Annotated in this window: 7 protein-coding genes, 1 tRNA gene and 1 pseudogene; 6 read left to right on the top strand and 3 right to left on the bottom strand. The window is 71.2% G+C overall.

All coding sequences use genetic code 11. From position 1 onward, the window contains the following. The first annotated feature begins 224 nt into the window (after positions 1-224). The 5 genes from tmk (at position 225) to GA0115242_RS42500 (ending at position 7,858) form a co-directional block, all read left to right on the top strand. Positions 225-3,575 carry a dTMP kinase gene (gene tmk, locus GA0115242_RS20070; RefSeq protein ID WP_093830387.1) on the top strand — a complete coding sequence of 1,117 codons (3,351 nt, stop codon included), beginning with the start codon at positions 225-227 and terminating at the stop codon, positions 3,573-3,575. A gap of 417 nt (positions 3,576-3,992) precedes the next feature. Next, entirely contained in the window at positions 3,993-5,198 is a 1,206-nt protein-coding gene (locus GA0115242_RS20065) for a DNA polymerase III subunit delta' (RefSeq protein ID WP_093830385.1), read from the top strand. Positions 5,199-5,425: 227 nt separating this feature from the next. Next, positions 5,426-7,033 (top strand): alpha/beta hydrolase, encoded by a 1,608-nt coding sequence (locus GA0115242_RS20060; protein WP_093830383.1) that lies wholly within the window; start codon positions 5,426-5,428, stop codon positions 7,031-7,033. Positions 7,034-7,160: 127 nt separating this feature from the next. Then, positions 7,161-7,234: transfer RNA gene (locus tag GA0115242_RS20055), tRNA-Thr, on the top strand. 483 nt (positions 7,235-7,717) lie between these two features. Then, the gene (locus tag GA0115242_RS42500) at positions 7,718-7,858 is read left to right on the top strand and encodes a trypco2 family protein (protein WP_370672304.1); all 141 of its coding nucleotides are present in this window, start codon (positions 7,718-7,720) and stop codon (positions 7,856-7,858) included. Here the strand turns inward: GA0115242_RS42500 and GA0115242_RS20050 are convergent. Continuing rightward, a pseudogene (locus GA0115242_RS20050) lies at positions 7,837-8,620 on the bottom strand (IS5 family transposase). The gene GA0115242_RS42500 and the pseudogene GA0115242_RS20050 sit on opposite strands and share 22 nt — an antisense overlap. A 493-nt stretch (positions 8,621-9,113) precedes the next feature. Between GA0115242_RS20050 and GA0115242_RS20045 the strand changes: the two are divergent. Next, on the top strand, positions 9,114-9,863 hold the full coding sequence (locus GA0115242_RS20045; RefSeq protein WP_093830381.1) for a DNA-methyltransferase: 750 nt from the start codon (positions 9,114-9,116) through the stop codon (positions 9,861-9,863). A gap of 90 nt (positions 9,864-9,953) precedes the next feature. Here the strand turns inward: GA0115242_RS20045 and GA0115242_RS41750 are convergent, their stop codons facing one another. Both GA0115242_RS41750 and GA0115242_RS20035 read right to left on the bottom strand, forming a co-directional pair. Then, positions 9,954-10,313 carry a hypothetical protein gene (locus tag GA0115242_RS41750; RefSeq protein WP_256089476.1) on the bottom strand — a complete coding sequence of 120 codons (360 nt, stop codon included), beginning with the start codon at positions 10,311-10,313 and terminating at the stop codon, positions 9,954-9,956. A gap of 620 nt (positions 10,314-10,933) precedes the next feature. Continuing rightward, the coding region (locus GA0115242_RS20035; RefSeq protein WP_141721678.1) for a WD40 repeat domain-containing protein at positions 10,934-12,522 on the bottom strand (1,589 nt) is incomplete at its 5' end.

Below are 12,522 nucleotides of genomic sequence, written 5' to 3'. Positions count from 1 at the left end.
GTCGCCGACCCCACAGCGGGCCGTCCGGTCGCCGTCCCCGCCGCTGGCCGCCCGCCGCTGGCCGCACCGGTCACCGTCGCCGCGGTCGTCCCGTGCCGGTCCCTCCGCACGACGCGCGCGGTCTCTTCGCGAAACGAACGCGCCCCGACAACACTTTGGTGTCAGGGCGGGCGTACGTTCGGACGGCGCGGCTGGTTGTCGGTGGCTGCCGATAGGCTGAAAGCATGACGCGAGCCGACCAGCCAACGGCCCACCAAACGGCCCCCGACGACGCACTGGTCGCGGACTCCCGCGAACGCGCCGTCCGCGCTCTCCTGCGCGAACCGCAACTCAAGCGGTTGTGGAGCGCCCAACTGGTGGGCGGAATCGGCGATGTCCTCGCCCTGCTGGTGACAGTGGTCCTGGTGCTCCAGGCGGCCATCGCCGAAGGCGCCTTCGGCGGCGGCTTCCGGGGCGTGGCGTTCGCAGTGGCGACCGTCTTCGGCGTGCGGATCCTCGCGACGATCCTCTTCGGGGCGGTGCTCCTCGGCCCGCTCACCACGCTCACCGCGCACGAGGGCCCGCTCGACCGCCGCTGGACGATGGTCGGCGCCGACGGCCTGCGCGCCCTGCTGCTGATCATCGCGCCCCTGTGGATCGACTGGACGCCGGACAACGCCCTGGCCGTCCTGCTGGTCACCGCGTTCGTGACCGGAGTCGCCGAGCGCTTCTGGACGGTGTGCAGGGAGAGCGCGGCCCCCGCGCTGCTGCCCGCCCCGCCCCTCGAAGGCGCGACGGTACGCCCGCTGCCCGACCACATGGACGCGCTGCGCAGGCTGTCCCTGCGCACCGGCTTCGTCGCCGTACCGCTGGCCGCCGCCGTCCTCGTCGGCGCCTCCCTCGTCAACAACCTGCTGGGCGCCGGGATCGCCTGGTTCGCCCAGCACCAGGCGGCCCTCGGCTCGTACGTCGCGGCCGGACTCTTCGCCGCCTCCCTCTCGGTCGTGACGTTCCTCGAACTGCCGGACGTCCGCACCCCCCGCGCGCGTTCCCCGCTGGAGGGCCTGCGCCGCCCGAGGACCGGCACCGGCGTCGACAAGGGCCGCACCGGGAGCATCCCGCTGCTCGCCGTCGCCTCCGCGTCCGTGGCCGGCGCGATCGCCGCCGCCGTCTCCGTCGCCGTGCTGCACGCGAAGGAACTGCGCGGCGGCCCCGTCCTGTACGGCCTGCTGGTGCTCGTGCTGACCGGCGGGGTCGTCGTCGGCATCCGCACCGCGCCCAGGATCCTCGTGACGCTGTCCAGGCGCCGCCTGCTCGCGCTGGCGATCGCCTTCACCGGCGTCGCGCTGCTGGCCGCCGGGCTCGTCCCGGACGTCACCACCGTGCTGCTGGTCCTCGCGCTCGCCGGAATCGGCGCGGGCGTCGCCGCCAACACCGGGCACACCCTGCTCGACCAGGAGGCCGAGGACTACCGGCGCACCCGCACCACCGAGCACCTGCACGCGCTCGTGCGGGTCTTCGTGGCGGTCGGCGCGGTCGTCGCCCCGCTGGTGGCCGCGGGCATCGGCCCGCACCGCCTGGAGAACGGCAAGTTCGTCTTCGCGCACGGCGGCGCCGCCTTCACGCTGATGCTCGTCGGCGCGCTGCTGCTGCCGCTCGCCGCGCTCGTCCTGGCCAAGGCCGACGACCGCTCCGGCGTTCCGCTCCGCAACGACCTGCGCGACGCGCTGCTCGGCGGCGACGACCCGGTCCCCGACCGCGCCGCCACCGGCTTCTTCATCGCCGTCGAGGGCGGGGACGGCGCCGGGAAGTCCACCCAGGTCGAGGCGCTCGCCGAGTGGATCAGGGCCAAGGGCCACGAGGTCGTCGTCACCCGCGAACCCGGGGCCACCCCGGTCGGCAAGCGGCTCCGTTCGATCCTGCTCGACGTGTCGAGCGCCGGGCTCTCCCACCGCGCGGAGGCCCTGCTGTACGCGGCCGACCGCGCCGAGCACGTCGACACCGTGGTCAGGCCCGCCCTGGAGCGCGGCGCAGTCGTCGTCTCCGACCGGTACGTCGACTCCTCCGTCGCCTACCAGGGCGCGGGACGCGACCTCTCGCCGACCGAGATCGCTCGCATCAACCGCTGGGCGACGAACGGACTGGTGCCGCATCTGACGGTCCTGCTCGACGTCTCCCCGGAGATCGCCCGCGAGCGCTTCACCGAGGCGCCCGACCGTCTCGAGTCGGAACCCGCCGAGTTCCACGCGCGCGTGCGCTCCGGTTTCCTGACGCTCGCCGCGGCGGCCCCCGGCCGCTACCTCGTGGTGGACGCGGGCCAGGAGGCCGAGGCCGTCACGACGGTCGTCCGGCACCGGCTCGACCAGCTCCTGCCGCTCTCCGCGGCCGAGATCGAGGCCCAGGAGGAGGCGCGCAGGAAGGCCGAGGAGGAGGCCCGCCGCAAGGCCGAGGAGGAGGCCGCCCGCAAGGCCGAGGAGGAGCGTCAGGAGCGCGAACGCCAGGAGCAGCTCGCCAAGCTGCGCGCCGAGGAGGAGGAGCGCAAGCGGCGCGAGCTGGAGGAGGCGCAGCGGCGCGAGGCCGAACGCCAGGCGGAGGAGGCGCGGCTGCGCGCCGAGGAAGCGCGTCGGCGGGCCGAGGAGGAGCGGGCCCGGCTGCTCGCCGAGGAGAAGGTCCGCGCCGAGGAGGACGCCCGCCGCAAGGCGGACGAGGAGCGGCGCCGCAAGCAGGCCGAGGAGGAGGCCAGGCTGCACGCCGAGGCCGAGGCCAGGCGCCTGGAGAAGCAGCGCAAGGCCGAGGAGGCGCTCCAGCGCGCCGAGGAGGCCCGCCGCCTCGCCGAACAGGCGGCCACCGTGGCGGAGACGGGCCCCAGGAAGTCCTTCCCGCGCGCGGACGAGGACACCTCCCGGACGGAGGACCCGAGGACGACTGCGGCGCCGGGCGCCGGTTCGGGTCCGGGCGCGGGCGCGGGTTCCGCTGCGGATTCGGGTGCGGCTTCGGGTCCCGGGCGGACCGCGGGCGGTGCCTCCGACGAGACGGCTGTGCTGCGGCCGGTGCGTGACGGCGACGGCGGCGGCCGGGACTCCGGCGCGTCCGGGCGGGCGAGCGGGGCGCGTCGCACGGGCGGCGAGTCCGACTCCGAGGTGACGGCGACGCTGCCGAAGCCGCCGGTGCCCTCGGGCGCGGCGGACGAGACGGCGCAGCTCCCGCCGGTGGCGCCGGGCGCGGCCGACGAGACGGCCGTGCTGCCGCCCGTCGTGCCGGGTGCCGCGGACGACACGGCCGTGCTGCCCCCGGTGCGCGGCGGCGACCCGGTGGACCGGGTGCCCCGGGGACTCTTCCGTGACGAGTCGGGCTCGGCGCGCGGACAGCGCCGGAACCCCGACGCGGGCGACGACCGTACGCGGGAGCTGCCCCAGGTCGGCGCGCCGGAGACGGACGCGTCCGACGCCGGTGCCCGGACGCCCCGCCGCAGGCCGCGCCCCGACTGGGCCGAGGAGACCCCGCTGGACGACCTCCCGTCCCTGGCCGACGAACTGCTCGGCCCGCGCGACGACGAGCGCGATGACGACGGGGGCCGGGGCCGCGGCGGACGCTGACGCGGAGGTAGGACCGGCAACGGAAGCAGGGCCGGGACCGGAAACGGGAACGGGAACGGGAACGGCGCGAGGCTGAGCGGCCGCCGCACTTCGGTGCGGCGGCCGTTCGGTTCGGTGCGGTGGCACCGGTGCGGTGGGAGCACCGGCAAGAACCGTCTCAGGCACCGGGCACCGGGCACTGGGCACCAGGCACCAGGCAGGGGGCACCAGGCAGGGGGCACCCGGCACTGGGCAAGGGGCACTGGCTCTGCGCGACGGCATGGCGAGGGAACGGCGTTGCGGCGTGCCGCCCGCATGGGTCGGGCACCACCGCTGTCCCGCTGTCCCGCCGTCCGGTTGCCCGGTTGCCCGGTTGTCAGTGGCAGCCCGCACAATGGATCCCGGAACACGAAGCGTGACGAAAGGGCGGGGTGACACATGACGGTCTGGGACGACCTCGTCGGCCAGGAGAAGGTGGCCGAGCGGCTCGACGCGGCCGCGCGGGACGCCGACGCGCTGGTCACCGCGTACGCGACCGGCGCCCCCGCACCCGAGGCGACGAAGATGACGCACGCCTGGCTGTTCACCGGCCCGCCCGGCGCCGGGCGGACCCACACGGCGCGGGCCTTCGCCGCCGCGCTCCAGTGCGTGTCCCCGGACCGCGCGCTCGGCGGCTCCCCCGGCTGCGGATTCTGCGACGGCTGCCACACCGCGCTGATCGGCACCCACGCGGACGTCACCACCGTCGCCGCCGTCGGCGCGCAGATCCTCGCGGACGACATGCGGGACACCGTGCGGAAGTCGTTCACCTCACCGGCGAACGGCCGCTGGCAGATCATCCTCGTCGAGGACGCGGAGCGGCTGAACGAGAAGTCGGCCAACGCGGTCCTGAAGGCGGTCGAGGAGCCCGCCCCGCGCACGGTGTGGCTGCTCTGCGCGCCCTCCCTGGAGGACGTCCTGCCCACCATCCGCTCCCGCTGCCGCCACCTGAGCCTGCTGACGCCGTCCGTCGACGCCGTCGCGGACATGCTGGTGCGGCGTGACGGGGTCGAACCGGCGGTGGCCGCGTCCGCGGCCCGTGCCACGCAGGGCCACGTCGACCAGGCCCGCCGCCTCGCCACCGACCCCGCCGCCCGCCAGCGGCGCGCGGCCGTGCTGAAGATGCCGCTGCGTGTCGAGGACGTCGGCGGCGCGCTCAAGGCGGCGCAGGAGCTGGTCGACGCGGCCGCCGAGGACGCCAAGCAGCTCGCCGAGGAGATGGACGGCAAGGAGACGGAGGAGCTGAAGGCGGCGATGGGCGCGGTGCAGGGCGGCCGGATGCCGCGCGGCACGGCGGGTGTGATGAAGGACCTGGAGGACATGCAGAAGCGCCGCAGGACCCGCACCCAGCGCGACAGCCTGGACCTCGCCCTCACCGACCTCACCGGCTTCTACCGCGACGTCCTGGCGCTGCAGTTCGGCTCCAGGGTGGCGATCGCCAACGGGGACACGGAGGACGCCCTGCAGCGGCTCGCGCGCGCCGGCACCCCCGAGGCGACGCTCCGCCGGATCGAGGCGATCGGCGCCTGCCGGGAGGCACTCGACCGGAACGTGGCGCCGCTGCTCGCGGTGGAGGCGATGACGATGGCGCTGCGGACGGGCTGAGGGCGAGCGGGGTCGGAGCGCCGCGGAAGACGGGCGGGGCACCTCGGGGGCTGGGCGGAGCACCGCAGGGGCGGGGCGGATTGCCTCGGGGTCGGGGCGGAGCGCCTCGCGGGCCGGAGGAGCGCCCAGGGGGGACAGTGCGGAGGCGGAGATTGACCAGGTACCTCGTACGAGCAGATCCGTGTACACAGAGCGTCCGGGCGATCGCTCACGGTTACCCTCGCTTGATGTACTTCAGGCGAACCTCCCGTCGGGCCCCAGGGTCCTCCGCTCCGCGTCCGCGCACCACCGGCACGCTGCTCGCCGCCGCGACGGCGGCGGTCCTGCTGGTCCCGGCCTGCTCGCCGTCGGGCTCGTCGGACGCCGTCGAGGGCGCGGCGGCGGCGTTGCCCGCGCTGCCGAAGGCGACACCGGCGGCGCTGACGTCGTACTACGGCCAGAGGCTCGCGTGGCACGGCTGCGGGGCCTCCGGTTTCGAGTGCGCGACGATGAAGGCGCCCCTGGACTACGCCGACCCGTCGGCCGGGGACATCAAGCTGGCGGTGGCGCGCAAGAAGGCGACGGGCAGGGGCAAGGCGCTCGGCTCGCTGATGGTGAACCCGGGCGGTCCGGGCGGATCGGCGGTCGGCTACCTCCAGCAGTACGCGGGGATCGGCTACCCGGCGAAGGTGCGGGCTCGCTACGACATGGTCGCGATGGACCCGCGCGGGGTGGCCCGCAGCGAGCCCGTCCAGTGTCTGAGCGGGCGGGCGATGGACACGTTCACGCAGACGGACAGCACCCCGGACGACCAGCGGGAGACCGGCCAACTCGTCGACGCGTACAAGAAGTTCGCCGAGGGGTGCGGGAAGCGCTCGGCGCAGGTGCTGCGGCACGTGTCCACCGTCGAGGCGGCCCGGGACATGGACGTCCTGCGGGCGGCGCTCGGGGACCGGAAGCTGACGTACGTGGGGGCGTCGTACGGGACGTTCCTGGGCGCGACGTACGCGGGCCTCTTCCCCGACCGGGTGGGGCGGCTGGTGCTGGACGGCGCGATGGACCCGTCGCTGCCCGCGCGCACGATGAACCTCGACCAGACGGCGGGGTTCGAGACGGCGTTCCAGTCGTTCGCGAAGGACTGCGTGCAGCAGTTGGACTGCCCGCTCGGCGGCAAGGGCACCTCGCCCGCGCGGGCCGGCGACAAGCTGAAGGCGTTCTTCCGCAAGCTCGACGCGCATCCGATCCCCACCGGCGACGCGGACGGCCGCAAGCTGGGCGAGGCGCTCGCCACCACGGGCGTGATCGCGGCGATGTACGACGAGTCGGCGTGGGCGCAACTGCGCGAGGGGCTGACGTCGGCGATGAAGGAGAACGACGGCGCGGGCCTGCTGGTGCTGTCCGACAGCTACTACGAGCGGGACGCCAAGGGCCATTACACGAACCTGATGTTCGCGAACGCGGCGGTCAACTGCCTCGACCTCCCGGCCGCGTACACGGCGCCCGAGCAGGTCGAGGAGGCGCTGCCCGCCTTCGAGAAGGCGTCCCCGGTCTTCGGGCGCGGCCTCGCCTGGGCGTCGCTGAGCTGCGCGTACTGGCCGGTGAAGCCGGCGGGGGAGCCGCACCGGATCGAGGCGAAGGGCGCGGCGCCGGTCGTGGTCGTCGGCACCACCCGGGACCCGGCGACGCCGTACCGCTGGGCGCAGTCCCTGGCCCGCCAGATGTCCTCGGCACGCCTCCTCACGTACGAGGGCGACGGCCACACGGCGTACGGCCGGGGCAGCGCGTGCATCGACGCGGCGATCAACACCTACCTGCTCCAGGGGACGCCTCCGGCGGACGGAAAGCGCTGCTCGTAGGCGCGGTGGAGGGGCGAAGGGGGTGCCCCCGGGGTCGCCCGGGGGCACCCCGGGGGGTGGCACGGAGCACCTCGGAACCTGTGTAGACTTACCGTCGTTGCTGACCGCACCATCGTGCGGACAGCGCGCCGCCTTAGCTCAGATGGCCAGAGCAACGCACTCGTAATGCGTAGGTCTCGGGTTCGAATCCCGAAGGCGGCTCTTGTGAAAGCCCGGGTCAGACGCAGCTGACCTGGGCTTTTCGCATATCTCGGCCTCGGAGGCGGGGGTTTCTCCGAGGAGACGCGGAGGACTGCGTGAGCGGGGGTGGCCAAGGGGTGGCCACGTGCGCAGAGATCGTGCAGAGGGGCGGCCGCAGAGAGGCGTAGTCAGTTGCTGTCCGCTGTCAGCGCTGTTGTTGCGATCCGACAAGAGGTCCTCGATCGTGCGGACGCGGGCCCGATAACCCGGCGAGAGGAGGCTCAGAACTTTGGGCTCGGGGACGACTGTGGGCAGGGACACTGAATCGAGATTCAACTTTTAGCGACGCATCGAGTCCCCCATCTCTGCCATCGGTCACTACAGCCAGCAGCACAGTCCTGTCACCTCTCGGATTTGAGCAACTCCGCATACAGCCCAGGCATTGTTGACTACCCTCCCCTCAGGGCGCGTCACGAAGAGCAGTGGTTCGAGTCGTCCGAGGTCGTGCGGCGGTTAAGGGGGCAGCTGAATCGGGCCATGGCTGATGGCAGGGACGACGACATCCAGTTCGAACTTGGGCCAGTCGAGCTGGAGTTCGAGGTTGTGGTCAGTAAGACGTCGTCTCATTTGGTGAGTCTGCGATAGCAGATGAGGCTGCAGGCGATGCTGGTGAAGGCAAGGAAGTGCTCGGCTTTGCGCTCATAGCGGCGGTGCAGCCGGCGGCATCCGGCGAGCCAGGACATCGTGCGTTCTATCGTCCAGCGGTGACGGCCCAGGCGGATTGAGGACTCGATGCACTTGCGGGCGATGCGGTGCCTGATGCCGCGCCCGCGTAACCATCGCCGCAGGTGGTTGTAGTCGTATCCCTTGTCCGCGTGGAGCTTTGCCGGTCTGCGCCGCCGGGGCCCGCGCCGGGAGCGGATCGGCGGTATCTCCTTCACCAGCGGGATCAGCGCCTGGCTGTCGTGCAGGTTCGCGCCTGAGATTCCGGCGGACAGGGGCAGACCGGTCCGTTCGGTGACCAAGTGGATCTTCGAGCCGTACTTGCCCCGGTCCACAGGATTCGGACCTGTCAGCTCCCCCTTTTCAGGGCCCGCATGTTCACCGAGTCGATCGCGCAGCGGGACCAGTCCAGTTCCCCGCGGGAGCCGAGCTCGTCGAGCACCAGGCGATGAAGCTTGGCCCACACCCGGGCCTTCGACCACTCGGCAAAGCGCCGTGGGCCGTCGCTCCCGACGGCCCGAACGATGCGGACGGCAACTGCTGGCACGTGCAGCCCGACGTGGCCACGAACACGATCGCAGCCAGCACCTCCCGGTCACCATGCCGGCGCCGGCCACCACCCTGAGGCCGCGACGGAGGCTCCGGAACCACCCGCTGGAACAGCCCCCACAACTCATCCGGCATCAGCCGCTCAACGATCGAAACCACGACCGACAGACTACCGATCCAAATGAGATGACGTCTAACTCCCGGCCGCTGGCGCCTTACTGGAAAGCGGCAGCCAGCCGCGCTCGTAATCTCACTCGCCACATGGGGAGTCCCCTTCGCCGATTAGGAAGCCCGTCGGTGGAGTGTCAGGGACGCCGTCTTTTGGATGGAACGGCACGCATCGACACAGCTCAGCAGGGGTGGAACCAGGTCCCGTCCTGCGAACACGGCGAGACTGTAGGGACGAAATCCGGCCGCACCAAACGGCCCGTGCCTCGGGTGGTTTCGGGGCGCTCGGCTGAGATCGACCTCATTGGGTGGGGCCGGAATTCGGGGTTAACCTCCAGCGCATTGATCGCCACGGCGACTGCTCTCGCAGTTCCACGGAGCGACCCATGCCGACGTGCGCATCCCTCCGCGAGCGGAGAAATACGCGCACGACCGCCTCCCCGAAAGAGAGAACCGCGCAATGCCGTACACCCTCCACCGAGGCGACGCGCTGACCGCCCTCGCCGGCATCCCCGACAACATCGTCGATGCCGTCATCACCGACCCGCCCTACAACAGCGGCGGCCGAACGAGCGGCGAGCGCACCGGCCGCTCCGCGCGCGCGAAGTACTCCTCGGCGGACGCCGAGCACGACCTCGCCAACTTCCCTGGCGAGAACCGAGACCAGCGCTCGTACGGCTTCTGGCTCACCCTCCTGCTCCCCGAGTCCTATCGCGTGACCGTCGAGTCCGGCACCGCGCTCGTCTTCACCGACTGGCGGCAGCTGCCGACGACGACGGACGCGCTCCAGGCCGCCGGCTGGACCTGGCGCGGGATCGCCTCGTGGCACAAGCCGGTCTCCCGGCCGCAGAAGGGCCGGCTCAAGCAGTCGTGCGAATACATCGTGTGGGGCACCAAGGCGCCGGTCGACGCCAACCGGAACCCCGTCTACCTCCCGGGCCTCTACACGGCGAGCCAGCCCCGGAAGGACCGCGTGCACATCACGCAGAAGCCCGTGGAAGTGATGCAGGAGCTGGTGAAGATCTGCCCGCCGGGTGGAACGGTCCTCGACCCGTTCGCCGGCTCGGGGACGACGGGCGTCGCCGCATTGCGGGAGGGGCGTCAGTTCGTAGGAGTTGAACTCTCCGAGCACTATGCGGACATCGCGGAGCAGCGGCTGCGAAGTGCGCTGACCCAGGACGACTTTGAACTTGCCGGGCCCGAAGAGTGAGATCGAAAGGCCTCGGTATCCGGGCCATACCGCAGCAACGGGCGGTTGTCCCATCAGAGTGGTGGGACAACCGTCCGTTGCCATACGGACTTACGCCGCTTCGACGCTCCGCTGGATTAGGTCGGCCGCTTGTTCGAGGTCTTCGCGCGAGCCGATTCGCACCTCGACGCCGTGACGGATTCCGAGGGCTCCGAGGCCACGCATGTCCCGGGAGAAGCCTTCCCGCAGCTCAACCGTTTCCGGATCCAGCCTCAGATTGACCACGAGTAGCCGGTTGCGTGGCTGTACGCGCACCGTGGCCACGTTCATGATCCGTCGGTAGGCGACGTAGTGGAGCTGGGGCTCCTTGAGCACATCCCGGTGGGACAACAGCAACTCGTCGAGGTCCGCGTACAGCTCCTTGAGGTGCTCGGCAGACTCGCTGGACCGACTTCGGTGTCGGAGACGCACTGTGGGTGGACCCTGACCCTTTACCCCGTGAGGAGGTACGGCTGCCGCCAGCGGACGCGACGAGCTGCAACGTGAGCACATCCTCGAAGACTCGGTACGTCACTAGGTCGATCCGGTGGCCGATCATCTCCACAGCAACCGTGTCGTGGTGGGTGAAGGCGCCAGCAACACAGACGATCCGCAGGGCGCTCCAGTCGATCTCCACGGCAGCCTGGTCGCCAAGCTTCCCCCGGGTCAGACTCTCGAACTCGTGATGGTGGTCGTGGAGCCACCACAGGTATGAGAGCCCCTGGCTGATGACGTTCTGGTCGCGGTTGCGCTTGTACTCGACGATGACCGGCGCGCCGTTCTCGTCCAGTCCGAGAGAGTCGATACGGCCTCCGTGATGCCCGGTACGGTACTCGGTCGCCAGGAAGCGGATGCCGAGCATCGCTTCCATGTTGGCCTCGATCAGCCGCTGCAGCTCGACCTCCACCCCCACGGACGCTCCCGAGACCTCAGTTGCCTCCCCGCCTCTCAGCCTGAAGACCTTCAGATTGCTCATGGGCCTCCCCGCCTCACCTTGATCACCGGGAAGGAACAATGGGGGCCAGGAAGCATTTATTCGGGTCCTTGTCGGATCAGCCTTGCTGCCCGGCGGGACCGCTCACCGCGGGAGGCACCCACAGCCGAACGGTGCGGTCGAGGCTGGCGGTGGCGAGCACGGTGCTATCCGGCGAGAAGGTGAGCGCTGTCACGGCGTCGTGGTGGCCGGTGAGAGGCTCGCCGACGGGTTGGTGGGTGGTCGGGTTCCACAGGCGTACGGTGTGATCTTTGCTGGCTGTGGCGATCAGGCCCCCGTCGGGAGAGAAAGCCAGGGCCGTGACAGCGTCGTTATGGCCGGTCAGAGGCTTTCCGTCGGGCTGGTAGGTGGCCGCGTCCCACAGCTGAATCGTGTGATCGTCGCCAGCGGTGGCGATCAGACTGCCGTCGGGGGAGAACGCGACTGAGCTGACGGAGCCTCTATGACCATCTAGGAGTTCGCCGGTTGACTCACGGCTGGTGGCGTCCCACAGAGATACTTTGCCGACATCCGTGGCTGTGGCGATGAGACCGCCGTCGGGGGAGAACGCGACCCCTGTGACGAGCCCGTGATGGCCGGTCAGCGGAGCGCCGGCGGGTTGCCGGGTGGCAGGCACCCACAGTCGTACGGCAGAACCATCATTGGCGACGGCGAGCAGGGTCCCGGTGGGCGAGAAGACCACCGACGTGATGGGGCCGAGGTGGGAGGCCAAGGGGCTGCCCGACGCCGGTACTCGGGCAGCCGCGTCCCACAGGCGCACCGAGCCACCCTCGTCCGCTGTGGCGATGAGGGTGCCGTCAGGGGAGTAAGCCACCGCCCTGACGGAGTCTCGGTGACTCGTCAGTGGCCTGCCGACCGGTTGTCGGTTGGCAGGGTCCCAGAACCGCACCGTATCGTCAGCGCTCGCCGTGGCGAGTTGGGTTCCGTCAGGCGAGAACACCACGGACCAGACCGCTTCCCGGTGTCCCACCAGGGGAGCTAGAGAGATGCCTTCGCCGTTCGTGAGCGCGGCGAGGACGCTGCGGCTGGCGAGGCCGCGTGCGGTCAAGAGGTTTACGCGGGTGCGTAGTTGGTCATTCTGGGCGATCAGGTTCTCGGGCGAGTCCTCTTCATGCAGCGCACCCTGTGCCGAGGAAGGCGTTGGCTGGGCCTCCTCGGCTTCGTATAGCCGCACCGTTTGATCGTAGCCAGCGGTGGCGAGCAGGCCGCCGTCGGGAGAGAACGCGACGGCTGTGGTGGCGCTGGTGTGGTCGGTCAGCGGCGTTCCGACGGTCTGGTGGGTCGTCGGGTCCCAGAGACGCACCGTGCCGTCGGCGGCGGAGGCGGCGAGCAGGCCGCCGCTGGGGGAGAAGGCGACGGCTGTGGCGGCGCCGGTGTGGCCGGTCAGCGGAGCGCCGACGGGTTGCCGGGTGGTCGGGTCCCAGAGACGTACTGTGCCATCGTCACTGGCGGTGGCGAGCAGGCCGCCGGGGGAGAACGCTACCGATCTGACGGGGCCGTCATGTCCGATCAAGGGCTTACCGACCGCTTGACGAGTAACGGGGTCCCAAAGACGCACCATGCCATCGAAGCTGGCGGTGGCCAGTAAGGCGCCGTCGGGGAAGAACGTAACGGCTGTTACGAGGCGGGCGTGGCCGATCAGTGGCT

The organism is Streptomyces sp. SolWspMP-5a-2 (genome assembly GCF_900091845.1).
GTDB lineage: Bacteria > Actinomycetota > Actinomycetes > Streptomycetales > Streptomycetaceae > Streptomyces > Streptomyces doudnae.
This window is presented reverse-complemented; position numbering and strand designations above follow the sequence as displayed.

Bases quoted from the DNA above. Each gene is read 5' to 3' on its own strand.
- GA0115242_RS20045 (WP_093830381.1), top strand. From the start codon at position 9,114: ATGCCGTACACCCTCCACCGAGGCGACGCGCTGACCGCCCTCGCCGGC.
- GA0115242_RS20060 (WP_093830383.1), top strand. From the start codon at position 5,426: ATGTACTTCAGGCGAACCTCCCGTCGGGCCCCAGGGTCCTCCGCTCCG.
- GA0115242_RS20065 (WP_093830385.1), top strand. From the start codon at position 3,993: ATGACGGTCTGGGACGACCTCGTCGGCCAGGAGAAGGTGGCCGAGCGG.
- tmk (WP_093830387.1), top strand. From the start codon at position 225: ATGACGCGAGCCGACCAGCCAACGGCCCACCAAACGGCCCCCGACGAC.